At 37.6% G+C, this 25,259-nt stretch carries 18 protein-coding genes and 1 riboswitch; of the genes, 6 read left to right on the top strand and 12 right to left on the bottom strand.

What is annotated here, in order from left to right:
• Window positions 1-5 precede the first annotated feature (5 nt).
• From nifJ to C1A06_RS04660, 3 genes are all read right to left on the bottom strand, one after another.
• The gene (nifJ, locus tag C1A06_RS04670; RefSeq protein ID WP_101689074.1) at window positions 6-3,569 is read right to left on the bottom strand and encodes a pyruvate:ferredoxin (flavodoxin) oxidoreductase; all 3,564 of its coding nucleotides are present in this window, start codon (window positions 3,567-3,569) and stop codon (window positions 6-8) included.
• A gap of 72 nt (window positions 3,570-3,641) precedes the next feature.
• On the bottom strand, window positions 3,642-4,832 hold the full coding sequence (locus C1A06_RS04665) for an AAA family ATPase (RefSeq protein WP_185116813.1): 1,191 nt from the start codon (window positions 4,830-4,832) through the stop codon (window positions 3,642-3,644).
• Between the two features lie 148 nt (window positions 4,833-4,980).
• Window positions 4,981-6,387, bottom strand: a complete 1,407-nt coding sequence (locus C1A06_RS04660; RefSeq protein ID WP_101689073.1) for an MATE family efflux transporter — start codon at window positions 6,385-6,387, stop codon at window positions 4,981-4,983.
• Between the two features lie 317 nt (window positions 6,388-6,704).
• Between C1A06_RS04660 and C1A06_RS04655 the strand changes: the two genes are divergently transcribed.
• Window positions 6,705-8,159 (top strand): amino acid permease, encoded by a 1,455-nt coding sequence (locus C1A06_RS04655; protein WP_101689113.1) that lies wholly within the window; start codon window positions 6,705-6,707, stop codon window positions 8,157-8,159.
• On the opposite strand, the gene C1A06_RS04650 is transcribed toward C1A06_RS04655, so the two are convergent.
• From C1A06_RS04650 to C1A06_RS04625, 6 genes are all read right to left on the bottom strand, one after another.
• Window positions 8,156-10,138, bottom strand: coding sequence for a TonB-dependent receptor plug domain-containing protein (locus tag C1A06_RS04650; RefSeq protein WP_101689072.1), 1,983 nt, complete (start codon window positions 10,136-10,138; stop codon window positions 8,156-8,158). The genes C1A06_RS04655 and C1A06_RS04650 overlap by 4 nt on opposite strands.
• Complete coding sequence (locus tag C1A06_RS04645; RefSeq protein WP_101689071.1) at window positions 10,131-11,303, bottom strand: YncE family protein; 1,173 nt, start codon at window positions 11,301-11,303, stop codon at window positions 10,131-10,133. The genes C1A06_RS04650 and C1A06_RS04645 overlap by 8 nt, the downstream gene beginning before the upstream one ends.
• Window positions 11,304-11,307: 4 nt before the next feature.
• Window positions 11,308-12,432, bottom strand: a complete 1,125-nt coding sequence (locus C1A06_RS04640; RefSeq protein WP_101689112.1) for an ABC transporter substrate-binding protein — start codon at window positions 12,430-12,432, stop codon at window positions 11,308-11,310.
• A gap of 92 nt (window positions 12,433-12,524) precedes the next feature.
• Window positions 12,525-12,721: riboswitch (cobalamin riboswitch) on the bottom strand.
• A 153-nt stretch (window positions 12,722-12,874) separates the two neighbouring features.
• Window positions 12,875-14,404, bottom strand: coding sequence for a ribonuclease Y (gene rny / locus C1A06_RS04635; protein ID WP_101689070.1), 1,530 nt, complete (start codon window positions 14,402-14,404; stop codon window positions 12,875-12,877).
• Between the two features lie 130 nt (window positions 14,405-14,534).
• Window positions 14,535-14,837 carry a cell division protein ZapA gene (locus C1A06_RS04630; RefSeq protein ID WP_101689069.1) on the bottom strand — a complete coding sequence of 101 codons (303 nt, stop codon included), beginning with the start codon at window positions 14,835-14,837 and terminating at the stop codon, window positions 14,535-14,537.
• A gap of 19 nt (window positions 14,838-14,856) precedes the next feature.
• On the bottom strand, window positions 14,857-15,153 hold the full coding sequence (locus C1A06_RS04625) for a coiled-coil domain-containing protein (RefSeq protein ID WP_101689068.1): 297 nt from the start codon (window positions 15,151-15,153) through the stop codon (window positions 14,857-14,859).
• 181 nt (window positions 15,154-15,334) lie between these two features.
• Between C1A06_RS04625 and C1A06_RS04620 the strand changes: the two genes are divergently transcribed.
• From C1A06_RS04620 to dnaA, 4 genes are all read left to right on the top strand, one after another.
• Complete coding sequence (locus tag C1A06_RS04620) at window positions 15,335-16,339, top strand: 2-hydroxyacid dehydrogenase (protein ID WP_101689067.1); 1,005 nt, start codon at window positions 15,335-15,337, stop codon at window positions 16,337-16,339.
• A 14-nt stretch (window positions 16,340-16,353) separates the two neighbouring features.
• Window positions 16,354-17,469, top strand: coding sequence for an N-acetylmuramoyl-L-alanine amidase family protein (locus tag C1A06_RS04615; protein ID WP_185116812.1), 1,116 nt, complete (start codon window positions 16,354-16,356; stop codon window positions 17,467-17,469).
• 23 nt (window positions 17,470-17,492) lie between these two features.
• Window positions 17,493-18,374 carry an MlaD family protein gene (locus C1A06_RS04610; RefSeq protein ID WP_245872002.1) on the top strand — a complete coding sequence of 294 codons (882 nt, stop codon included), beginning with the start codon at window positions 17,493-17,495 and terminating at the stop codon, window positions 18,372-18,374.
• A gap of 360 nt (window positions 18,375-18,734) precedes the next feature.
• A complete protein-coding gene (dnaA, locus tag C1A06_RS04605) occupies window positions 18,735-20,132 on the top strand; it encodes a chromosomal replication initiator protein DnaA (protein ID WP_101689065.1) in 1,398 nt (465 codons plus the stop codon).
• A gap of 4 nt (window positions 20,133-20,136) precedes the next feature.
• Here the strand turns inward: dnaA and C1A06_RS04600 are convergent, their stop codons facing one another.
• Window positions 20,137-21,438 (bottom strand): glycosyltransferase family protein, encoded by a 1,302-nt coding sequence (locus C1A06_RS04600; protein WP_245872001.1) that lies wholly within the window; start codon window positions 21,436-21,438, stop codon window positions 20,137-20,139.
• Window positions 21,439-21,831: 393 nt separating this feature from the next.
• Between C1A06_RS04600 and C1A06_RS04595 the strand changes: the two genes are divergently transcribed.
• Window positions 21,832-23,355, top strand: coding sequence for a helicase HerA-like domain-containing protein (locus C1A06_RS04595; RefSeq protein ID WP_101689063.1), 1,524 nt, complete (start codon window positions 21,832-21,834; stop codon window positions 23,353-23,355).
• A 35-nt stretch (window positions 23,356-23,390) separates the two neighbouring features.
• Here C1A06_RS04595 and C1A06_RS04590 read toward each other — a convergent pair whose 3' ends face one another.
• Together C1A06_RS04590 and rbp are read right to left on the bottom strand one after the other, a co-directional pair.
• Complete coding sequence (locus tag C1A06_RS04590; RefSeq protein WP_101689062.1) at window positions 23,391-24,377, bottom strand: helix-turn-helix domain-containing protein; 987 nt, start codon at window positions 24,375-24,377, stop codon at window positions 23,391-23,393.
• A gap of 338 nt (window positions 24,378-24,715) precedes the next feature.
• Window positions 24,716-25,021, bottom strand: a complete 306-nt coding sequence (rbp, locus tag C1A06_RS04585; RefSeq protein WP_101689061.1) for an RNA-binding regulator — start codon at window positions 25,019-25,021, stop codon at window positions 24,716-24,718.
• Window positions 25,022-25,259: the final 238 nt, after the last annotated feature.

Raw genomic sequence — 25,259 nt, 5'->3', positions numbered from 1 at the left:
GTTATTTACTCTTGGGTTCCTTTTTCTGCACTGTAGTCATAGCTAGCAAGACGTTTGTAGCCTTTGTAGCGATGCATTGCATTTTCTTGAGCAGCCTGATACAGCTCTTGAGCTTCAGTAGGGTTAGACTTCTGAAGAGAAGTGTAACGAACTTCGTTGCCTAAGAATGCTTGGAAATTCTCCCAATTTGGTTCCTTACTGTCAAGAGTGAATGGATTTTCTCCTTGATCAGCTAAAGTTGGGTTGTAACGCCATAGGTGCCAGTATCCGCAAGCTACTGCTGCTTTCTCTTCGTCTTGAGCATGTCCCATCCCTTTTCTCAATCCGTGGCTGATACAAGGTGAGTATGCAATAACTAGAGATGGTCCTTGGTATGCTTCAGCTTCTTTGATTGCTTTCAATGTTTGACCTTGGTTAGCACCCATCGCAATTTGAGCAACGTATACATATCCATAAGTTGTAGCAATCATACCTAGGTCTTTCTTACGTACTTTCTTACCAGCAGCAGCAAATTTAGCAACAGCAGCAGTTGGTGTAGATTTAGAAGATTGACCTCCAGTATTAGAGTAAACTTCAGTATCTAGTACTAGGATGTTTACGTCTTCTCCAGAAGCGATAACGTGGTCAAGACCACCGAAACCTATATCGTATGCCCATCCGTCACCACCAAAGATCCAGATTGAACGTTTAACTAGATAATCTTTCAAGTCAAGCAATTCTTTGCAGATAGGGCAGTTTGCTGCAACACCTGCTTCTAGTTTAGCTATGATTTGAGGATATAGTTCTTTTGTTATTTCAGCGCTTTGTTTGTTATCGATCCATGATTGGAACACTTCTTTCACGTCAGCTGGAACGTGTTCGTTAGCGATACCTTCTTTCATGAATTTCTCTATACGGTTACGCATAGCAGAGTTTGCTAAAGCAAATCCCATACCGAACTCAGCGTTGTCTTCGAACAATGAGTTAGCCCAAGATGGACCTTTTCCTTCGTCGTTCTTACGATAAGGAGTTGAAGGAGCCGAACCACCATAGATTGAAGTACAACCTGTAGCATTGGCAATCATCATACGATCTCCGAACAATTGAGTAACAAGTTTGATGTATGGAGTTTCTCCACAACCAGAACATGCACCCGAGAATTCGAACAATGGTTGAGCAAACTGAGAGTTCTTAACGTTCAATGATACGTCAACTAAGTGAGCTTTGCTCTTAACGTTCTTGATCATGAAATCCCAATTGTCTTGTTCTGGGAACTGACCTTCGATTTCAACCATCTTAAGCGCAGAGTTACCTTTTTTACCAGGACAGATATCAGCACAGTTACCACAGCCTAGACAGTCTAATACGTCTACTTGGATACGGAATCCCATTCCATCGAATTGTTTTCCTTGTGCTTTCAATAATGTCAAGTCAGCAGGAGCTTTAGCTTGTTCGTCAGCATCCAATACGAAAGGACGGATAGTTGCGTGAGGACAAACATAAGCACATTGGTTACATTGGATACAGTTTTCTGCTTCCCATACTGGAACGAATGCTGCAACACCACGTTTCTCGTACTCTGTTGTACCATGATCCCAAGTACCATCTTCGCGACCAACGAATACTGATACTGGAAGATCGTAACCACGTTGAGCATTAACCGGACGAACTACTTTTTTGATGAATTCTGGAGCATCGTCTTCTTGTTTTTTCTCTTCAACAAGGTTAGACCATTCTGCTGGAACTTCAACTTTTTCAATTTCGTTACCACGATCAACCGCAGCGTAGTTTTTCTTCACAACGTCCTCACCTTTACGTCCGTAAGATTTAACGATGAATTTCTTCATCTGCTCTACTGCTAGATCGTAAGGAATTACATTAGATATTTTGAAGAAAGCTGATTGAAGGATAGTATTTGTACGTCCTCCAAGACCAATTTCTGTTGCAATCTTAGTTGCATTGATGATATAGAAATTGATATTGTTGTCAGCTAGATATTTTTTGATGTGATTTGGAAGGTGTTCTCCAACTTCTTCTTTCGGCCAAACTGAGTTAAGTAGGAATGTGCCATTCTTTTTCAAACCTTTGATTACATCATATAGATGTAGGTAAGCTGGAACGTGACATGCTACGAAGTTCGGGGTATTTACCAAATAAGTAGAACGAATTGGATGATCACCGAAACGAAGGTGAGATGCTGTAAAACCACCAGATTTCTTAGAGTCGTAAGCAAAGTATGCTTGACAATATTTTGAAGTGTTATCACCGATGATCTTAACTGTATTTTTGTTAGCACCTACTGTACCATCTGATCCTAAACCATAGAATTTAGCTTCGTAGTTACTGTCATCAACAGAAATTTCTTCTTTTTGAGGAAGAGATTTGAATGTTACATCGTCTACGATACCGATTGTGAAATCATTCTTAGGCATCTTCATTGCCAAGTTTTCGTAAACTGAGATAATTTGAGCCGGAGTTGTATCTTTCGATGAAAGACCATAGATACCACCTACAATTGTAGGAGCATCTTCTTTACCAAAGAAACAGTCTTTAACATCCATATAAAGTGGTTGTCCAAGAGCTCCTGGTTCTTTTGTACGATCAAGTACTGCGATGCGTTTTGCTGTTTTAGGAATTGCAGCTAAGAATGCTTCAGCTTTGAATGGACGATATAAGTGAACTGCAACCAATCCAACTTTCTCACCTTTAGCATTCAAATAATCAATTGTTTCGCGGATAGCTTCTGTTACCGAACCCATTGCGATGATTACGCGGTCTGCATCTTCAGCTCCGTAATAATCGAACAAACCATATTTACGGCCAGTGATTCTTGTAATTTCAGCAAGGTATTTCTCTACAATTTCAGGAACTGCATCGTAGAATTTGTTTGCTGCTTCACGAGATTGGAAGTAAATATCGTCGTTCTGAGCAGTACCACGAGTTACCGGGTTGTTTGGATTCAATGCTCTTTCACGGAATTCTTTCAAACCTTTTTGGTCGATCAATGGGATAAGATCCTCTTGATTCATTTCCTCTACTTTTTGAATCTCGTGCGATGTACGGAATCCGTCGAAGATGTTCATGAATGGGACGCGAGATTCAAGCGTAGCCAAGTGAGGCACTGCTGAAAGGTCCATTGTTTCTTGAACTGATCCAGAGAAGAACATTGCGAATCCTGTTTGGCGAGCAGCCATTACATCTTGGTGGTCACCGAAGATTGACAATGCCTGTGCAGCTAGTGCACGTGCTGATATGTGGAATACACATGGAAGTAATTCCCCTGCAATTTTGTACATGTTAGGAACCATCAACAACAACCCTTGCGATGCAGTGTAAGTTGTAGTCAATGCTCCTGCTTGGAGTGATCCGTGAACAGCTCCTGCTGCACCGGCTTCCGATTGCATTTCCTGTACTTTCAATATTTCGCCGAAAATATTTTTACGTCCGGCAGCGGCCCATTCATCTACATATTCTGCCATTGTAGATGATGGTGTGATTGGATAGATCGAAGCAACTTCGCTGAACATATACGAGATATGCGCTGCTGCCTGATTACCATCACATGTGATAAATTTTTTCTCTTTAGCCATACTTTTTAATTTTATACTAGTCCTAAAATCTTTTAAATGATTTGTTCTATTATTAATTTGTAGTTATACTTCTTAATACAAAAAGCCTAAAAGCCATAATGGAAAGGCATTGTTATTACCTGTCTTTATCTTATCGATGACATAGATGATGTCATCTTTCTGGCGTTCTTTATCTTTTTGTTTTTTTACCTTCATGTTATATTCAACTCCGTTTTTCTCGACGATGAACATTGCATTTTTAGGGCCTTTCTTTATTAGACAATCGCTGTGGTGCAATTGATTATAAAAGAAAGTTTCGCACAACTCCTGATCTTCGGTTTCATTCATTTTGAACAGAAATACCAAATTCGTATTGTGCATATATACCATATCTGGTTTTTTGGGAAATTCTTCGCCTCTACGATATACCATATTGATCAGGCGTGCACTTTTCAGATACTCAAGATAATTTGTAACTGTAGCCCGCGAGATCTCACAATCGATACTTAATTGACTGATATTTGGTTTTCCCGGTGTAGAGAGAGATAGAAGATATAATAACTTTCTAAGTTTTGGGAGATATGAATGTTCTACTTGTCGGATGGATAGTACATCGACTTCGAGCATCATATTTATGGTTTTCAGGAGGTTTTCAGAAAAGTTTCTTTTCTCGAGGAAGAATGGATAATATCCGTGATGCATATACGACCAGAAGTGTTCAGTAGGGTCGAGATGTAAGCATATTTCAGCAGCAATCTTTTGATGATTAGCAATTATATCTTCCAGTGTATAGGCTTTGAAACTCTTCTTGAAAAGAATATTTAAAAATTCACGATATGAAAATCCTCTAAGATTGTAAATGTCGACAATTGAGGCAAGCTCTTTGTTCTGACTTAGTTTCAGTACGGTAGATCCCGAAAATACAATTCTTAGATCTGGTAGCTGTTCGTAGCATTCTTTCAGCTCGCTCGACCAGTTTGGGTATTTGTAAATCTGATCAAGAATGAGTGTTCTACCACCTCCGGCTACAAAGTCTTTTGCAAAATCGATTATCGAATTTTCAGTGAAATAGAATTGATTAAGATTGATATAGAGACAGTCTCTTTTTTCCAGATCGAAATAATCACGAGCATACTGAAGTAGAAAAGTTGTCTTTCCTACACCTCTAGTACCTTTAACTGCGATTAGTCTCCGAGACCAGTCAATCTGCTTCATTAGTAGTCTATCTGTCGGATTTCCAAGATGTTCTACTAAATACTTATGTGTTCTGAAAAATGATTCCACGCGTACGCTTTGTTTGAATGACGAAGATACTTGTTTTTTATGGAATTGCAAAGTTCACTTTGCAGATTTAATGAATTATTACGATCAAAAATATTTATTATGTGATGGCTACTATCTATATTTTAATTAATATTTCGTCAAATACGCATTAATGCTTAGTTTCAGAAGCATGAGCCTTTTTTATGATCTTACGATATATAAATAAAAACCATGTAGGTAATATTATCCCTTTGATAACTGTTGATATAGCGATTGCCCACCATACACCCATGATGCCCATACCCATATTGGATGCCAAATACCATGCTAGAGGAATGCGTAGTGCATTGCATGAAATACTGATAGCTGCCGGTTCGATAGTACGTCCTATTCCATTGAACATGCCTTGGGTTGTGAGTTCAAGCATCATGAATATTTGTACTAATCCCATAACAAACAGATATTGTGCTCCGGCTTCCATAGCTTCTTTTTCGGGAATGATTATTCCGAAAATTATTCCGCCGAAAAACACAAAAGCTAAACTTACGATAGCCCCATATGCTATAAGTACTTGTAGTGTATTGATATATGCTTTTTGACCTCTTTCGGGCTTACCTGCAGCATAATTTTGAGCAACGAAAGCGCTGAGGGCTGTTGAAAATCCTTGCGATGTATTCCATGAAATGCCTTCTATCTGTCCTCCGGTTGTCTGAGTCATCAAACCTAAGTGCCCACCAAAAGTAGATGCTACACGTGCCAAGCTCATATTTATAAATGCATAAGCTCCGTTCATGACCGATACGGGTGCGCCGAGGAAGAATATACGGCGAAGAAATGCCCAACGAGGTAATACGAAAAACCTAAACTCATTCAGAATACCTTTTCCGTAACGTATTTGATAAAAGAATAGAGCGAATACACATAATTGAGAAATTGCCATACCTACTGCTGCACCTTGTAATCCCATTCCCAGAGGAAACATTAAGATGGGATCGAGTATCATATTCAGAATCAGTCCTGCTGCATAATTACGGAATGGAACAGAACTGCGTCCCGAGCCATTATATATTCCCGAAAAACAATATGTCATAAATTGGCATGGAAGTGCAACGCATGCTATCCGTAGAAATAAAACGGCATCAGCCGTTACATCAGCTGGAAGCTTGAAATATAATAGAATTTGTGGAGCTAGGATAAATAAAGTCAGAGTCCATATTGTACCTATTATTACTGCAATTGTAGTAGCGGTAGATGCGTATGCAGTTGCCTGACGCATTTTTCGTGCTCCGATAGATTGGCCTACAGCTACCTCGGCTCCTATCATGGCCATGTATCCGATGGATGATGTAAACCATAATATCATCCCGATAGAACCTATTGCTGCTTCGGCTTTTGTAGCTATTTCGGGGTGTGCTTCAGTTCCTAACCGGCCTACCCACGACATGGCTAAAAGCGTATATGCCATCTGCAGGAAACTAGTTCCCATCAGAGGAAGTGCAAGTCTAAGTAGGGTTTTGAATATTGGGCCTTCAGTCAGATTGCGAACACCTGTTTGCCTTGACGATTTTTTACTCATTAATTTTACTTGTCTTTATATCGTTGAAAAACACCGCAAAAGTAATCAATATTCTATTGAAAAAGGAAAAGGGAAGATAAAATTATAGATGAGATTTATGCTATTGTTTTGCTAATCGGTGCATTTCGTAAATTCCGAATTTTGTCAGGTTTTATTGGCTATAGATAAGTTTAAATCGTAAAATATGTAACTAAGAGTAATGAAAAAACTATTTTTTTGTTTAAATAGTAAGAATTCTGATAAATAAGTGGTCTTTTATATGCTGTTTTAAAGGTTAAAGTTTATAGCTTTGCAAGCTTGAAATTACAATATTAATGATGATCCAGAAACTATTTAAAAAGAAAGATTTCAATCTCGTGATCCGTGAATCGCAAGAGGGTTCGGGCGGGTTGAAGAGAAACCTGAGTGCTGCTAATCTCGTAACACTAGGTATTGGTGCAATTGTAGGTACCGGTATATTTGTTATTACAGGGCAAGCTGCTGCGCAATATGCAGGCCCTGCATTAACTATTTCGTTCCTTATTTCTGCAATCTGCTGCGTATTGGCAGGATTGTGTTATGCCGAATTTGCATCGATGATTCCCGTATCAGGAAGTGTTTATTCATATAGTTATGTAACTATGGGCGAATTTCCTGCTTGGTTTGTAGGTTGGATCTTAATATTGGAATACTTGTTTGCATGTTCGAGTGTCGCTGCTGGCTGGTCCGAGTATATGTTGAGCTTGCTCAATGAGTGGGGAGTCCACTTATCCCCTCTATTAAGTCGAGCAACATTTGATCATACTGCCGAAGGTTGGATTTTTAGTGGAAGTTTATTTAATTTCCCTGCAGTAGCTATCGTAGCTTTGCTTTCTGCTCTGCTGTTAGGTGGAATTAAGCAATCGGCGATGATTAACAATGTAATTGTTGTAATTAAAGTAGGAGTTATTCTATTATTTATCGCATTTGGAATTTCATATATCGATACTTCTAACTGGACTCCATATATACCACAAAATACTGGTGAGTATGGAATATACGGTTGGTCGGGTATTTTGCGAGGCGCAGCTGTGGTATTCTATGCTTATCTTGGATTTGATGCACTGGCAACAGCTGCTCAGGAAGCTAAAAATCCTCAGAAGGATATGCCTAAGGGTATATTAATTTCCTTGCTGATATGTGCATTGTTGTATGTAGCGGTAACGGCTGTTTTGACCGGCATGGTGAATTATAAAGATTTGAATGTAGGTGCACCAATTGCATTGGCTATTGATAGAGCCGGTGACGGACTTGCATGGTTGAGACCATTGATCAAGTTAGGGGCAATTGCAGGATTAAGCTCAGTTATATTAGTGATGATGTTGGGGCAGTCACGTATCTATTATTCAATATCGAAAGACGGACTTCTTCCTAAATTCTTCTCGAAAGTAAATGATAAGAAGGGTACTCCTCAGAATGCGACAGTCTTTTCTAGTATAATTACGGGGCTAATTGCAGGTCTGTTCCCTCTACATGTATTGAATGAGCTAGTATCGATTGGTACGCTATTAGCATTTACTATCGTATGTATAGGAATACTTGTGTTGCGTAAAACCCGTCCGGATCTTAAACGTCCTTTCAAAACTCCATTTGTGCCGTTTGTCCCACTGCTTGGTGCGGCTGTGTGTATTATACAAATGGGATCGTTGCCGATGGTAACATGGAATCGCCTTTTAGGTTGGATCGCTATTGGTTTGGTGATCTATTTCGTTTACGGAATCAAGAACAGTACATTGAATAACCCGAAAAATTAAAAGCTGAACTGCGCTGAAACGTACCAAGATCGCAGTGGGAGAGGATAGTATTCAGTGCTTTCGTAAAATTCGTCGAACAGATTGTCTACGCGTACTTTCAGTTGCAGGCTTTTGTTTTGCTTGAAACGCAGATTGTAGCTTATCTCGGTATCGTGAATCAGATAACTTGGAGTCGAATTTTGCTGATCTGTTGATGTGTACCGCTTACCAGTGTAAGCCATTCCATATCCAAACATAAAATTTTGAATACGTAATATATACCGTGCATTGAATTTATGTATAGGTATATATGGCAGTTGCTTGTGTGTTGAGAAATCTCCCTCGAAGCGCTCTGATCCTGATTGTTTTTCGGTTGACGAGTATGCATAATTAAGGAATAGACGATGCCATAGGCTGCCCGTGTGTAGGGATGTTTCTGTCATAACTTCAGCTCCGTGAGCTAACACTTTGTGTATATTCTCGGGACTTGCAATGAAAGATCCTCTGCGTATCCAAAGAATCCAATCTCGAACCGTAGTAATGTAATAAGTTACGCTTCCTTTAAAATAAAGAGGCTTGTCGATATCAGTCATATAGTTGATTGTAGCATCGTAAGAAAATCCTTTTTCGGGGCGTAAATCTTCATTTCCTCCAGGAATCCAATAATGGTCGTTCAGCGTAGGATAATGGTAATTATAGGCGGTGCTAGACTGGATGTATAAGCGGTCTTTTATCAATTCGTAATTGATTCCTGCCGAGAATGTTGGCATGAATTTATCATCGTTCTGCTCGGCCATTACTTGCATATTAAAAGCTAAAGGACGGCTTATCTGCCAAAGTAAGTTTGCTTGCAATGTGGCAGTATTGCGATGTTTGCTCGATAATACTAGATAATTGGAAGTGTCTCGCTTTGAAAGGTTGTCAATATGCAGCAAGTCGTAACGATAAGTGAAAGCCCCTCCGATAGAGAGACCAGGGTTTAATTGATAGTTGTAGTCTCCTTTACCAATTATGGTATGTGCTTTGTTTTTTGAAAAAGCATCGTTGCTCATTTTTGGTTGCCATAGGCGGTATTTGTAATCACTGAATAGATAAGCTGCCGAAAAAGAATAGTCACTTTTATTGTTTTTACCATTGTATTTGATGACAGAACGTAGATTTTTTACTCTCTGTCTTTCAGAATAAGAGTCGAAGTCCTCTTCTTGAACAAATATTGGCTGAGGTAAATTGTTTCTGTTGTCAGTAAACCATACATTTGCTGAGAGATTGTTCTCTTCCGATATTTTGTATTGGACTTCCTGCATTACTCCCCATTGGTCGTAATCAGCATTTTTGCGTCGTTGCGTTGTTGTAGTTCCTGGTCTGAAACTATATTCGTATTTGAAATTATTGTCAGATTGCTGATAGTAAAGCCGTGTTTTGCTGTGTATTTTACTGTTTGTGTAAGAAGTCATTAATCCACCGGTGTAAGTGTCATTAGAACCTAATTCGCCTAATACTCGGCCGTGGAGCCCTGTTTTATCCCAAATAGTGGAATTGTGGGTGTTTGTGAGGTTTATACTTCCCCCTAACGCTCCGGTTCCGTTTTTCAAATAATTGCTGCCATGATAAAGTGAAACTTCGTCGACAAAGAAAGTTGGTATTTGCGAAAAATCGAAGGAACCATTACTTATCGGATTTATATTAATTCCATTCCAGTTGACTTGCGTGTGGTTGGATGATGTTCCACGGAATGAGGAGGTAGCCATTCCGCCCTGTCCCATGCTTTTTATGTAGATTAGGCTATTGTCGGATAACAGCGTGCCGATGGACTGTGTTATGCCTGATTCGAGGATAGTTGAATTGATTTGTGATGTATGAGCTCCAATGTTGTTGTCATTGGTCTGAATTTTAGTTATTGCTACTGCTTTCAATTCAAAAATACTATCAGTAAGACTTTGTTGAGCCTTACTGATAGTACATAATGTCAGTAATAGTATGACGAGAGATAATTTATTCATTTACAAATAATATGTATTGAGGGGATATGGTAAGTGCAAATGTGTTGATTCTTTTGCCATCTTTGCTGTATTCGTACAAAGCTCCATTTTGAGCATTGTCCTTAGCATCGCAGATATATATTGTTTCGTCTTTAGTAACGGCGAAGTTATACAGTTGCTCAACTGGGTTTTTCTCATTCGTTTTTGCCATGTCTTTAGTCCAGAATAAAGGTTCGGATTCAGAACTTAGGCCTTCGGTAGCATTTATAGGTAATGAGAAAATACCAAGTTTTCCTCCGTCTACGATTTGATAGTCCTTCAAAGATTTAAATGACGGATTTGACCAAAGAGTCATGTATAATTTATCTTTAGCCTTGTTCGTTTCGAGACGTGCAGCAAATTTTTGAGGATAAAGAGAATTGTCTAATTCGATCTTTTGAATATCATCTAAATTATTCGGGTTAATTTTGGCAAGATATGCGTTGCCTTCTTTTTCTATTGTAGTCCATCCGTCTTCATATTTGCAGCATAATGCCCATACATATCCGTTTTTGTCAAGAACAAGTTTCGAATTTGATGTTACGGGAAGTGGCAAGGTTTTTACCAGGTTTTTATCGGCGATTGAAATAATATCGATATAATTGTCTTTAGCAACATATAAATGTTTGTTGTTTACATTTAGCAGTTGCTTGCCGTTGCCTTCCAGTGTGAAATCGCCTAATATTTCGTCTTCTTCGGTATCTATAAAAACAATTTTTCCATTGTATAAATCTGAAACAGCAGCTTCTTTATTGGATGTTTGTACAATATATTGGGGTCCCATGAAGTGTTCGCTTTTGATAGATTTAATATATTTGAAATCTTTATCCAAAACTACTACCTCTTTAGTTCTGCTGAGTACGACATATATTTTATCGTTTATGATGGCCACAGACTGTGCTGAGTCTCCAATTTTGTGCCCCTCATTTGCTTTGCCATAAAGATCTTTTACAACTTTTTTGTCTTTAGTGATTCCACTTATCATAGAGTTGTTTTTTTTATAATTGCCTTCGTTGACAATAATTGTTTCTATGTTGGATAAGTCAACTGGGCCAATCTCCGGAGTGTTGTTGTCGTCATCGCTACAAGCGAAAAAGCAGATACTTGCAAAAACAAGTAAAAAAGTTTTTAAATTTTTGATTTTCATACTTTCAGTCTTTTAATATGTTGTGGTATTTTAATTGGTAATCAGGGAATAAGTCGGGATGAAAGATTGCTGCGAAATCTTTAAGGATATAGTCGGGGTGTGTAGGCAGATCTTCGTAATAGTCTTTGAAAAAAGTATTACACCCATAAACATGTTTTTCTTTGTAAGCTTTAAATAGTGCGTATGAAGAATATTCTTTTTTTAGGCTTTCGCGTGTGAGATTTTCATTCGCATGATATTTTATTAGCCAATAATCAGCTTCTCCAGCCTTATCAAGTACAGCTTCGAATGGAAGCGGTAGGAATGATTTGGAATTGTCATCACTCCAGACATAATATCCACCTGCATCATTTAGCATATTAGCAAGATAGCTTTTCCCTCCGGGCATATTCCAACTCGATTGGTAACGAGTATCGGTAAAGACGCTGGGTCTATACAGAACATTTGCTACTTTCTCTTTTATAAGATTGTAGTTATTTTTTGTTTCATTGAAAAGTGAATCTGCGATAGTCTCATTTCCTACAAAAAATGAATAGAAGCGAATCCATTCAGCGCGTCCCAAAGGGTGTGATTCCATATAGTCGGGGACTTCTATTATAGGAATTCTGAGCTTTTCAATTTGACCATAATTCTGTCCACTTATGGGTGATGTGAAAATTACTTCAGGCTCCAGTTCCATTATTTTTTCAATGTCTGGACTCGAAGCTAAGCCCAAGTCTTGAACTTTGTTCTCAAGCAGTTTCTGTTGTATCTCAGCCTTACGAATGTATTTTGATTCGCAGATGCCTTTAAGTATGTCGAATTTTCCAATCTCGTACAAGCTTGTACAGTGTACAACCGAATATGCCACAGCCGATTGTACGGGAGTTCGGATAATTGTGCCCTTGGGTAGGTTTGCAGGCAGTTGCTTATCTCTATCTACTAGAACATAAGTTTGAAGAAGCTTTGTTGAATCCCAAGGATTTTTGATATTGATTAGTGTATATTCTTTTTGTTTGTCAACAGTGAATACTTCAGCATATTCGACAAGCGAATTCTGTTCCGGTGTGGTGGCTGTTTTCTTTGGGCTTTCTTTGCAAGCTGTTAACAAGCAAAATATCCATACGGATAGAAAGATAATATTCTTCATAATATGCAACGATCTGATATTAGCTGATTCTATGCCAATTCGATCAAAAATAAAAGTGATATATAACAAATTATCGAGTCTTAATCCCGAGACTACGAATATTTCTTATGGCAGGTTTTCTGACTTTGCCTATCGAACCTTCCCAGCCTAAAATGGCCAGTGGTATGAAGTTTTCGTGAGTTTTGTCTTTTATGACAAAACCGGCATACAGCAACGGGTATTGTTTTGGATTCTCACCAAATTCCCTCTCATCGAATGTAGAATACAAACGATTCACCATATTCTGATTGCAAAGGTATAAATTTTATAGTGTAATAAGTTTTATTCGTGTTAAAAATGCAGTCATAATGTTCTGCTAGCGATGGATGAATAAAAAAGCCGCTAAGAAATAAATCTTAGCGGCTTTTTGTGCTGTATTAATAAATTGATTTTGAAAATCAGATTATTTAGCAAAGCTTACAGAACGAGTCTCTCTGATGACAGTGATCTTTACTTGTCCAGGATAAGTCATCTCGTCTTGAATTTTCTTCGCTATATCGTTCGATAATTTTTCTGTTTCAACATCACTCACTTTGTCTGCTCCTACAATAACGCGAAGTTCGCGACCTGCTTGTATTGCGTAAGTTTTTAATACACCAGGGTAAGATAGAGCCATTTGTTCCAAATCGTTCAAACGTTTGATGTATGCTTCAACAATTTCGCGACGAGCTCCAGGACGAGCACCTGATATAGCGTCACAAACTTGTACGATAGGAGCAAGAAGTGTAGTCATTTCTACTTCGTCGTGGTGAGCACCGATAGCATTGCAGATGTCTGGTTTTTCTTTGTATTTTTCTGCAAGCTTCATCCCTAATAATGCGTGAGGTAATTCTGGCTCATCATCAGGCACCTTACCAATATCGTGTAACAATCCAGCGCGTTTTGCTTTCTTGACGTTCAAACCAAGCTCTGCAGCCATAATAGCACATAGGTTGGCAGTCTCGCGAGCATGTTGTAGTAGGTTTTGTCCGTATGATGAACGATATTTCATTTTACCTACCATTCTGATCAACTCAGGGTGTAGTCCATGAATACCAAGATCGATAGCTGTACGCTTACCAGTTTCGATGATCTCTTCTTCGATTTGTTTCTTGACCTTAGTAACAACCTCTTCGATACGTGCCGGGTGGATACGTCCATCGGCAACCAATTGGTGAAGTGCCAAACGGGCAACTTCGCGGCGTACTGGATCGAAACCTGAAAGTACAATTGCTTCCGGAGTATCGTCAACTACTATCTCAATACCAGTGGCAGCTTCCAGTGCGCGGATATTTCTACCTTCGCGACCGATGATTCTACCTTTTACTTCATCCGAATCGATGTGGAATACAGTAATTGCATTTTCGATAGCGGTTTCTGTAGCCAGACGTTGGATCGATTGTACTACGATGCGTTTAGCTTCTTTGTTAGCTGTCATCTTAGCTTCTTCCATCATTTCGTTGATGTAAGACTGTGCGTTTGTCTGAGCTTCTTCCTTAAGAGCTTCAACTAGTTTTTCTTTAACTTCTTCAGCCGATAGTCCAGAAAGAGCTTCTAGTCTTTCGATTTCTTGTTTGTGAAGTTTGTCCAATTCAAGGTTCTTGCGCTCAAGTATTTCTAACTGGCTGTCAAGATTCGCTTTTACAGCGTCAGCTTCTTGTTTTTTGCGGTGAAGTTCTTCTTGTCTTTGGTTAAGTACTAGTTCGCGTTGTTTAGCTTTAGCTTCTGCCGACTGTAGCTTCGCGTTGCGAGCTGTCGCTTGTTCTTCGAATTCGGCTTTCATCTGAAGAGCCTGTTCTTTAACCTCGAGAAGCTTATTCTTTTTCATAACCTCTATTTCCTTCGCGGCTTCTTCGAGCTGACTTTTGGCTTTCGATTTAGCGATAGCGCTAAATATAAGCCATCCGATCAGTATGCCGACCAGTAGAGCTACTGCATAAAAAAGTATATCCATTTCTATTCTTAGTTTAAATTAAAAAAATGTTCAACAATAATTATAATAAAATAAGCACCAAACATGCATATGACTTTAGCCATATCATGATTAGTGCTTAATGCTTTAAGTAAACCTTTACAGAAGGTGTCTACCTGTTCTTTTTCAAATAATCATCCAATTCGGATGTCAATTCTAATATCTTTTGTTCGAATAAATCTGCCCGAACTTCTTGTTCAGCTTTTTCGGCTACCGATTGGATGGCTGTCATTACTACATAGTCCAATTGGCGGAGCGATTGATTCGAATTGTTGGCAAAACTCCTTTTATATTGACTTATTTTCCGGTCTATTTCTGTTGCTGCTTTGCGGTAAATTTCTTCATCTTTGCGTTTTACCTTGAGGGGATACCTCATGTCAGCTACTCTAAGACTGATTATTAAATGTTCGTCCATCTCCACTGTCTTTTATATTTTAACCCTTCAACAGAGCGATACATTTTTCTACATCTCGCACTAATTTTGATAATCTTTTTTTCGATTCCTGAGCTTCTTCGTTATTGCCAGAAGTAAGTGCCCGAGCGAATTTTAAATTATCATATTTATATTTGAGCTGTGCTATCTCGTCTTGCAGATTGCTTATTTCAGCATCTTTGTTGGCAAGTTGATTTCTGAGAGTTTGATTCTCTGTCTTTAATGTATCGCATAGATACATCAATTGCTTCATCCTCAGTTCGAATTCGGCTAGTAGTTTTCTTTCTCTCTCAATCATAGACAGCAAAAATCATTACAAATGTAGGAATTGCGTGTGAATAAAAAAAATTATTCTTTTCTTAATTTCATTGTTTAGTGACGATTGTGTCAAAGAATTTGATAATCGATTAGAGTTAAATTTTTTTTGCCTAAATTTGTGGCGGTAATAGGATTAAAAAATAAAAATAATTGAGATAGTAATGGCATATAAAATAGCTGTATTTGATACAAAGCCTTACGATCAGGCTATGTTCGAGAGTGTGAATGCCGAATATGGCTTCGAAATTGAGTATTTCAAAGAACATATGGATCGGCATAATGCTATATTGGCATCGGGTTATGATGCTGTATGTATCTTTGTAAATGCCGTAGTTGACGCACAAACTATAGATAAGCTATGCTCTTATGGTGTAAAACTTATTGCGCTTCGTTGCGCCGGGTTCAACAATGTTGATTTGGCTGCAGCTGCAGGACGTATAACAGTGGTACGCGTTCCCGAGTATTCGCCTCATGCAATTGCTGAACATACATTGGCCTTGATGCTTTGCCTGAATCGCCGTGTTCACCGCGCTTTTTTGCGTACGCGTGAAGGTAATTTCTCTCTGAATGGATTTCTTGGTTTCGATATGCATGGTAAAACAGTCGGAGTGATTGGAACAGGGCGTATCGGAAGAACTGTGATAAGTGTTCTGAAAGGGCTTGGAATGAATGTGCTTGCTTATGATGTTTATCCGAACGAGCAAGCGGCTAAAGATTTAGGTTTCACCTATGCTTCTCTGGATGAAATTTATGGTGCTTCGGATGTGATTACTTTGCATTGTCCTCTGACTAAAGAAACAGAATATATGATTTGTGACGAATCGATCGCTAAAATGAAAGATGGAGTCATGATAATCAATACCGGTAGAGGTAAGCTGATCAATACGAGACATCTGATAGAAGGATTAATCAGCCGTAAGGTCGGTTTTGCAGGACTTGATGTTTACGAAGAAGAAGGTGCTTATTTCTATGAAGATTACTCGGATAGAGTGATGGAGGATGATATATTAGCACGTTTGCTATCGTTCAATAATGTGATTCTTACATCTCATCAGGCATTCTTTACAGAAGAGGCGATGAGAAATATTGCAGGGACTACATTCGAAAATATTAGAAGTTTCTTTGCTGGCGAAACTCTAGCTAACGAAGTTGCATATAAAGGTTAATAAAACTGCCATTCATGTTGCATAAGCGAATACAACTTATTTTGATTTTGCTCTGTGTCGGAATAATGCTTTCGGCTGCAGACAAATTTGTCGTTGTTATTGATGCAGGACATGGAGGTCGTGACCCTGGTGCTGTAAGAGGTAAAATTAGAGAAAAAGATATTAATCTGGGTGTAGCGCTGGCTTTGGGTGATATGATCAAGGCTAGCATGAACGATGTAAAGGTCGTTTATACCCGTAGTAAAGATACATATCTAACGCTGAATGAAAGAGCTGAAAAAGCCAATCGGGAAAAAGCCAATCTGTTTATTTCAATTCATACAAATTCTACAGCAGCCAAAAAAACATCAGCTCAAGGAGCTGACACCTATATCTTAGGTTTGGCACGTAGTGAGGAAAGTTTGGAGGTTGCTAAGCGTGAGAACTCTGTGATTTTGCTTGAAGATGATTATTCTGCAAAATACGAGGGGTTTGATCCTAATCAACCCGAATCGTATATTATATTCGAGTTTATGTCGAATAAATATATGGAGCAAAGCCTAGAACTGGCATCGGCTATTCAGACTCAATTCAAGACAAGAGCTAAACGTGTAGATAGAGGAGTTCGTCAAGCTGGATTCTTGGTGTTGCGAAAACCTAGCATGCCAAGTATTTTGATTGAGTTAGGATTTATTAATAATGCTACAGAAGCTGCATTTCTCAATACCAAGGCTGGTCAAAAGAAAATGGCTGAATCAATTTATGAAGGTTTTCGTCGATATAAGAGAGAATTCGATAAAAAAGATGGGCGAAATAACAACGGATTAGTATCTGTCGGCCGTCAGCCTGTAAAACAAGCAGAGCAGCCGGCTATTGCTTCGCAGAGTCAACCAAAACCTACTCAGGCAACAGTGAGTAAATCGGAAGTCGAATATCGAGTTCAGATTTTTTTGTCGGATAAGAAACTTCCTGCAAATTCACCTCGATTTAAAGGATTGAAGCCGGTTAGTTATTATTATGAAAATGGCTATAAATACACTTATGGGTCTACTACAAATTTCTCGGAGATACAGAAGAAGCTGAAAGAGGCTAAGGTTAAATTTAAAGATGCGTTTGTTGTCCGATTTAAGGATGGTAAGCGGTTGAAATAAAATAAAATTACACACAAAAAATTATGAAAGGATCGAAAGAAATTAAGATAGGAATAATGTTTTTGGCTGCAATAGCTATGCTTTATTTTGGAATAAATTTTCTAAAAGGAGTGAATATATTCAGACCGACAAATTCCTATATTGTAGCTTTTGAAGATGTGACAGGTTTGACGACAGCAACGCGTGTTTCTACGAAGGGCTTGCAGATAGGACAAGTGCATTCGATCGAGATGCATGAAGATGATATGAAAGAAGTGTATGTAAGACTAAATCTTCATAAAGGTGTTAAAGTGCCTGTCGGTTCTGTTGTTTCATTGGATAATCCGATGCTCGGAAGTCCTGAGATTATTATCAAGATGAGCGATAATACAACTTATTATACATCTGAAGATACAATCCCTGGTGAAAGAGCAAAAGGTATTACAGACGCATTAGGTGGGGCAGCTCCTCAGGTTGCTTTATTGATACCGAAATTGGACTCTATTATGACTGGGTTGCAGCGTTTAGTTAACGATTCGACATTGCCAAGTACGGTTTCAAATGTAAATGTTATTACGGGTAATCTGGCGCATACAACTGGCGAACTAAATAAGATGCTGGCGACTCTGAATAAAGATGTACCAGTGATAACTGGTAATTTAGCAACGTCTTCTAAGGATCTTGTTAAAGTGACAGGCGATATTCAGTCTCTGGATATAAAAGCTACATATGCATCCTTGGATGCTACCATGTCTAATATACAGCATTTGTCAGATCAGCTTAAATCGAAAGATAGTTCTATAGGTTTATTATTGAATGATAGACAGCTTTATGATAGCTTAATGATTACCTTAAATAATGCATCTTTGCTACTTGAAGATGTCAAAAAGAACCCTTCGAGATATATTAATGTAAAGGTGTTTTAAAAGTAGTTATTTAGAATTCGTATAAATAACAAATAAAATAAAAAATGCCCAAAGACTAGTGTAGTTGAGGCTTTTTAAGATAGACGGGAAAGCTCGTCTATTTTATTGGGTTGGTTGTAAGTTTCTGGCAATCTGATAGTTGTTTAAGGTGTGTGGCTTTGTAGTTTTGTTTTTTCTTGTAGGTCTGTAAAGTTTTGAGAATCAATGGGGAATGTCTTGGCTTGGAAAAGCAAATTTATTAGCATTTTTTTTTGATGAAATATATTGACAACTTTACATTCCTGAACTGATAAAAGTGGAAATCCTTCTAAGGAATTAAACTCTGAGATTTTAGATATATTGTATTACTAATTTAAAAAAATGAACTCGAATACTCAATATTTATGGGCTGACTGTTTGAAGGTCATTCAGGATAATGTTCCTGAGGCAGCTTTCAAAACATGGTTTCTTCCTATTGTACCTTTATCATATAAAGATAAGGTGTTCACAATACAAGTGCCGAGCCAGTTCTTTTATGAATATCTTGAGGAAAAGTTCGTGGATTTATTACGTGATACAATAAATCGCGTTATTGGAGCTGGTACTCAGTTACAATATCGTGTACTTGTAGAGAATACTACCAATACACATGTAACATATCAAGGTACAGCCAAATCATCAGTAGTAGATAGATATACTCCGCGTGGTGCAAATAAAGTTCCTAGTCCGTTTACTAAGGTTGTTGAGGATTTTGATTCGCAATTGAATTCGAAATATTCTTTTGATAACTTCTATGAGGATGAAAGTAACAAGCTAGCTCGTACTGCGGGAGATGCTATCGCTAAAAATCCCGGAAAAACAGCTTTCAATCCATTGTTTGTTCATGGTACATCAGGTGTTGGAAAAACTCACTTGTGTCATGCAGTAGGTGAACAAATAAAACAGCAGTTTCCTGATAAACGTGTCCTATATGTATCTGCACACTTATTTAAAGTGCAATATGCTGATGCGGGACGTAATAATACGACAAACGACTTCATCAATTTCTATCAAGGTATTGATGTCCTTATATTAGATGATATTCATGAGTTGGCCGGTATCGAGAAAACTCAGAATACATTATTCCATATTTTCAATCACTTGCATCAGAACAATAAGCAATTGATTTTGACTTGTGATAAAGCTCCATCAGAATTGAAAGGAATCGAAGAACGATTATTAACTCGTTTCAGATGGGGATTGACTACAAAGATTGATCATCCTAGTAAGGCTTTGCGTCGTAAGATTCTTGAAAACAAGATTCTTCAAGATGGATTGTCTATTCCTAATGATGTGATTGATTATATTGCTGAGCATGTGACTGAAAATGCACGTGACTTGGAAGGTGTAATCGTGTCAATTATGGCTCACTCGTTGGTTTACAATAAGGAGATAGATCTTCCTTTGGCTCGTAGAGTGATTGATCAGGCAATCAAGAAAATTGAGAAGAAAAAAATTACGATAGATCTTATTCAGGATGTTGTTTGTAACTTTTACAATATCAAACCTGATCTGATTCATACAGCGTCTCGTAAAAGAGAAATTGTTCAGGCCCGACAAGTGACAATGTATTTGTCGAAACAGTATACCGAGATGCCATTTGCGCAAATTGGTACATTGATAGGAAAGAAAAACCATGCGACAGTACTGCATGCTTGCCGTACAGTAAGGGAACAAATGGAAGTAGATAAAAATTTCAGAGATGAAATTTCAGAAATAGAATTAAAGTTGAAAGTGTAAGCTTTCAACTTTTTTGTTTATTGAATCTTTGGTGTATTTCCCAAGCAACACAAATAACCATAATCATTTCGAAAGGAAAGCTGAAGCGTGAATTTGTTCCGTAAGTCATCATGGCTTGCAGAATGGAGGCCGAAGCTATAATAGTGATAGCTATAAGTTGAAAAGAAACTTTTCTTTGTTGTACAGACCTGATAATACAAATAGGTATAAGTAGTATAAATGCGATTTTTATGATTTGTAGTAAAATGCGTTCCGCATAACAAATATATTTAAGTACAACGTTGCTTCCGTTTATTGCAAAGTTATCGTATTCCCAGTACAGTGAAGTTTTCCAGAAGTCGCGCCACGAGATAAATACTTGTTTGGCATAATCAGCCATATTCATTTTAATAGTCACAATGCTGTAATCAAATAGCTTTTTAGATAAATCAGGGAAAGATAGTCCCGTTCTGGCTTGAAGTTCAGGATAGGCTTGCCAGATGGTCATAGCTAATTCAAGATCCGTTGTGTCGTTGGCTTCTCTGTATTTAGCATACGTCTCGCCAATTTCTTTGTACTCTTCACTTGTGTTTTCAGCAAAATTGACACAATTCTGAGCTAGATTGAATCCATAGAATGTAGTGGATGTAAAGTATCCCGTATTCACAAAATTGACAGTTGACCAGCTGAGGAAAATAATTGTCGGAAATAAGAAAATAGACGAGGCGAGAATAATTTTTTTCTTAGATATATATATTAATATAGCTAGTATTGGACCTACGAAAATGTAGAATGGTTTTATGAGTACTAATATTCCGCAAGTCAATGCGAGAAGCAGGTAGTTTGTTATTTTCCCTTTGTCACTTTTTAGAATTTTCAGTACTAGATAGAATAGAAGCGACATAAATAGGAGTGTCATAGTCTCAGAAAGTATCGCATATTCGAAAAATATGGCAGGAATATATAAGCAGATTGCGAGTGTTAGCATTTCTGAGTGCTTTTTATTTATGCCTAGAAGTATGCAGATTTGATAGATCACACAGAGATTGATCATACCGATAAAAAACTGTATCGTAACAATTGCTGGGTTTGATAAGTTTGCTAGTGCCAGTAAGAGCGGATAGCCGAGAGATCGTTCGCCGGTGTAGCCTGCAAGATCGAAATTTATCAGTCGTTTGGCTAAATCAAGGTATCCTTCGCTATCGGGATAGAGAGTTTCATGCCCATACAATACAGAGATAATCGCTCGCAGTGCGATGGCTACAAGTAAAATCAGGACTATTGAGTGTCTTGAAAAATATGATCGTTCTATGTCTATTGATCTCAAGGCTTTTTGTTCAAAGTTAATTATTTCTCTTGTATTTTAAATCCTGGATTTTAGTAAACTATTATTTGCTTTTTGTATTTGTTGGATATTGTGCTGAGAACTTTATCTATATGGTAAATTAGGCATAAATAAGTGTCATGAAAATCAATAATAATATAAATGTGATATTTTGTACACAAGTGTCACTTTTTGTGAGTTAATGTGTTTGTAATTATTGTTTTATGTAAATCGAAGAAGAACCATATCGAAAGATTTTTGTATTAAATGAGTAATTAACTTATAAATTTATATTTTTGCTGTTACGATCGTGCTTTAGGTTCTGTAAGAATGTGATTTTCTTATACTGATTACGATTATTGTATAATATTTTAAGGCTTAAAAACTACAAATAATATGTTTGATAACGAAAAACGAGCTTTTATAGCTATATCTGATACCGAGAATGTGTGCTTAGTCTCTAAGATGGCAAATCGTCATGGTCTGATAACTGGTGCAACTGGTACCGGTAAAACCGTTACTTTGCAGACTTTGGCCGAAACTTTCAGTCAGATGGGAGTACCCGTTTTCGCTGCCGATATGAAAGGCGATTTGTCTGGTGTAGCTGCTGTCGGTGGAAATAAAGACAGCGTAAAGAAGCGCGTTGAAAAATATAAATTAGCCGATTACGGCTTCGAATATCAAAAATTTCCAGTTCAATTTTGGGACCTATTTGGCGAACAAGGCGCACCTATACGTGCAACTGTTACAGATATGGGGCCAATGTTGCTAAGTCGTCTTTTGTTGTTGAACGAAACTCAAACTGCTGTTTTAACTATCTTGTTCAAGATTGCCAAAGACGAAGGATGGGATTTGATTGATATGAAAGATCTTCAGAAGATTGTGGAATATATTAGCAACAATGCTTCGAAATATACATCCGTTTACGGCAATATATCAACAGCTAGCTTAGGTGCAATTCAGAGAGGATTGGTTGCTATTGAACATGAAGGTGTAGGACTTTTCTTTGGTGAGCCGGATTTGAATATTGACGACCTAATTCAGACCGAAGGTGATAAAGGTGTTATAAATATATTGGCAGCCGATAAGCTGATCAATAATCCAAAAGTATATTCTACTTTTTTGGTCTGGCTAATGACTAAACTGTTCACTGTGCTGCCCGAAGTAGGAGATATGGATAAGCCAAAATTAGTCTTCTTTTTTGATGAAGCTCATTTGTTATTCAATGATGCTCCGAAAGTGATGCTCGAAAAGGTCGAACAAGTTGTTCGTCTGATCCGCTCGAAAGGAGTTGGTATATATTTTATCTCTCAGACTCCGAGTGATATACCTGATTCGGTATTGGGGCAGTTAGGAAATCGCATACAGCATGCTCTGAGGGCTTATACGCCGAAAGATCAGAAAGCTTTGAAAGCAGCAGCTCAGAGTTTTCGTGCCAATCCCAAATTTGATACTGAGCAAGCTATTGCCGAACTTGAAACGGGCGAAGCATTAGTTTCGTTGTTGGATGTGAAAGGTGCACCTCAACAAGTCGAGAGAGCTGTAATTTTGCCTCCACAATCGCAGATTGGTCCTTTGGAATCTAGCGAACGTATGCAAATGATAGAGAAATCATTATTGAGCCGTCATTATTCAAAAGCCGTTGATCGTGAATCAGCCTACGAGATTCTAGACGAAAAAATGAAAAATACATTGAGCGATAAAGAGGCTGTAGCTCAGGCCAAGCAGGCTGAAAAAGAACGAAAAGAACAAGAGAAAATTCAAAGAGCAGAGGAAAAGGAGAAGAAGAAAGAATCCGCTCAGAGTAAAAAGTTCTGGAGCGGATTGGCTACTGCTATTTTGGTGCCAGTGGCAAAAAATGTTTTAACTTCTTTATTTAAAGGGAGTACAAGCTCGAAAAGCAAAAAGAAGAAAAAATAAGAATGAGTAGTAATCGTCCAATATATATTGGACGATTATATTCCATTTATGATTTGTCTTTGTTGTTCGAAGAAGCGATGTCTTTCTATTTCGTTGCTTCCTGAAATAAGCTTGCTATATCTTTGTATTGCTGTAATCCATTTAGCCTGATATTTGCACAATGTTTCGTTCTGCGATTCGATTCCCCCTACATCATAAACATTAATGTAGGTGTAGTAATGTCTATCGAAAGTGAATAGCATATTAGAAAAACTGAAGTCTAGATCGGATATGTATATATTGATATAGTTATTTGGAGTAAATCCGCCTGTTATTGCTAATGTTTCTCCTTCGGCAAGTACGGCTATCAGCTCATTTTTTAGAATCAGTACATCTTCATCAGTCAAAAGATTTAATTCTCTGAAGTATTTTAGATCTTTTATGAAAGATGAAAATATATTGGGGCTTAATACTAATGTGTATTCCTTTATTTTTCTAATTGTAGAAACGAATTTGACTTGAGACTGAACAACTTCTTCGGGCATAGTAAATTCATTGAATGGAACTCGTTTCAATGCGTTCATTTGGTATGCCCACTTATATAATCTGAACTTAGCTAAATTCTTGTGATGTAAATATTGAGTATATGGTAACTTGTCAAAAGCAGATAAGATCGAAATGTCTCCATACTTCTCATTCATTGTCTCGAACAGATGTATATATTCTTTTATCTTGGCATGATATTGTTTAATGAACCCATTTGGATCTAGGAAGTTTAGCTCAATAACTGATTTTTCTTTGCTTTTGAGGCCAAGTAGTGAGTCAATGGATATGTCAAGTTTTAGTGCAATAAGAGAGACTTCTTCTAGCGAAAATTTCACTTCGCCTCTTAATCGTCTATAAACTGCTTCACGCCCAAGGCATAGAATGTCAGTTAATATAGAAACAACTTGGTCTTTTTCGAATTTCATTACGGCCATCTCTTTATTTAGGATAGCCTTTCTTATGTTTTTTACGAATTCTTGATGTATAACAGATTCCATTTATATACAGATGATGTTTTAGCAGTGCAATTATTGCTTTTGTTAATGTCTACTCTATAAACAGCCAAAAACTTAAATTGTTTCTTCCTTTCTTGCTGTAGGTTGCCTACAAGTGTATTGATATCTCAAGACTATTTGTTTAAGTTGTTTATTATTAGATTATTATATGCTTATTTGTGATCTTTATCCTATTGGTCTATCAGTCATAAATATTATAACTAAAGTGCTGATTCCTGGGTATAAAAAAAGTTGTAAGATATTCTTACAACTTTTATCAATATATATTTTCAGATCTATATCTTGTGGATTTAATATCCTAGAGTTATACTTTCAGAAAATTAATATCTTCTTTCGCGTTGTCCGCGGAATCCTCCACCGTTGTTATCACGACGTGGACGTTCTTCGCGTGGACGAGCTTCAGATACAGAGATAGTTCTTTCGTCGTATTCTGCTCCGTTTAGTTCTTCAATCGCTTTACGAGCTTCTTCGTCATTTGGCATTTCAACGAAACCATAACCTTTTGAACGGCCAGTTTCACGATCCATAATTACTTTAGCTGTAGTAATTTCACCGTATTCATCAAATAGTACTTTCAAATCTGCATCGTTAACTCTGTAACTCAATCCTGCAATAAAAATGTTCATCTTAAATAAAAAAATTAAAAAAAAATAATGTAATAAATTGTTGCACGAAGAAGACTAAAATTAAATGGCAGAAAAAATACTTGCTTAACGAAGTGTAGTACAATGAGATGTATTAGACTAGGAGAAGATGCTATTAGTGTCTGAAATTTAGAAAAGAACTCTTATGCACAGCAAATTTAAGAATAATATTGGACTAACAATTTTTTTTATAGAATATTTTATGTTATTGAGCTATGAG

Source organism: Dysgonomonas massiliensis, from assembly GCF_900240225.1.
Lineage (GTDB): Bacteria > Bacteroidota > Bacteroidia > Bacteroidales > Dysgonomonadaceae > Dysgonomonas > Dysgonomonas massiliensis.
The sequence above is the reverse complement of the archived record's forward strand: the minus strand, read 5'-3'. Positions and strand labels throughout refer to the sequence as shown.

Coding starts and splice junctions, on each gene's coding strand:
- nifJ (WP_101689074.1), bottom strand. CDS start 3,569: ATGGCTAAAGAGAAAAAATTTATCACATGTGATGGTAATCAGGCAGCA.
- C1A06_RS04660 (WP_101689073.1), bottom strand. CDS start 6,387: ATGAGTAAAAAATCGTCAAGGCAAACAGGTGTTCGCAATCTGACTGAA.
- C1A06_RS04655 (WP_101689113.1), top strand. CDS start 6,705: ATGATCCAGAAACTATTTAAAAAGAAAGATTTCAATCTCGTGATCCGT.
- C1A06_RS04650 (WP_101689072.1), bottom strand. CDS start 10,138: ATGAATAAATTATCTCTCGTCATACTATTACTGACATTATGTACTATC.
- C1A06_RS04645 (WP_101689071.1), bottom strand. CDS start 11,303: ATGAAAATCAAAAATTTAAAAACTTTTTTACTTGTTTTTGCAAGTATC.
- C1A06_RS04640 (WP_101689112.1), bottom strand. CDS start 12,432: ATGAAGAATATTATCTTTCTATCCGTATGGATATTTTGCTTGTTAACA.
- rny (WP_101689070.1), bottom strand. CDS start 14,404: ATGGATATACTTTTTTATGCAGTAGCTCTACTGGTCGGCATACTGATC.
- C1A06_RS04630 (WP_101689069.1), bottom strand. CDS start 14,837: ATGGACGAACATTTAATAATCAGTCTTAGAGTAGCTGACATGAGGTAT.
- C1A06_RS04625 (WP_101689068.1), bottom strand. CDS start 15,153: ATGATTGAGAGAGAAAGAAAACTACTAGCCGAATTCGAACTGAGGATG.
- C1A06_RS04620 (WP_101689067.1), top strand. CDS start 15,335: ATGGCATATAAAATAGCTGTATTTGATACAAAGCCTTACGATCAGGCT.
- C1A06_RS04615 (WP_185116812.1), top strand. CDS start 16,354: ATGTTGCATAAGCGAATACAACTTATTTTGATTTTGCTCTGTGTCGGA.
- C1A06_RS04610 (WP_245872002.1), top strand. CDS start 17,493: ATGAAAGGATCGAAAGAAATTAAGATAGGAATAATGTTTTTGGCTGCA.
- dnaA (WP_101689065.1), top strand. CDS start 18,735: ATGAACTCGAATACTCAATATTTATGGGCTGACTGTTTGAAGGTCATT.
- C1A06_RS04595 (WP_101689063.1), top strand. CDS start 21,832: ATGTTTGATAACGAAAAACGAGCTTTTATAGCTATATCTGATACCGAG.
- C1A06_RS04590 (WP_101689062.1), bottom strand. CDS start 24,377: ATGGAATCTGTTATACATCAAGAATTCGTAAAAAACATAAGAAAGGCT.
- rbp (WP_101689061.1), bottom strand. CDS start 25,021: ATGAACATTTTTATTGCAGGATTGAGTTACAGAGTTAACGATGCAGAT.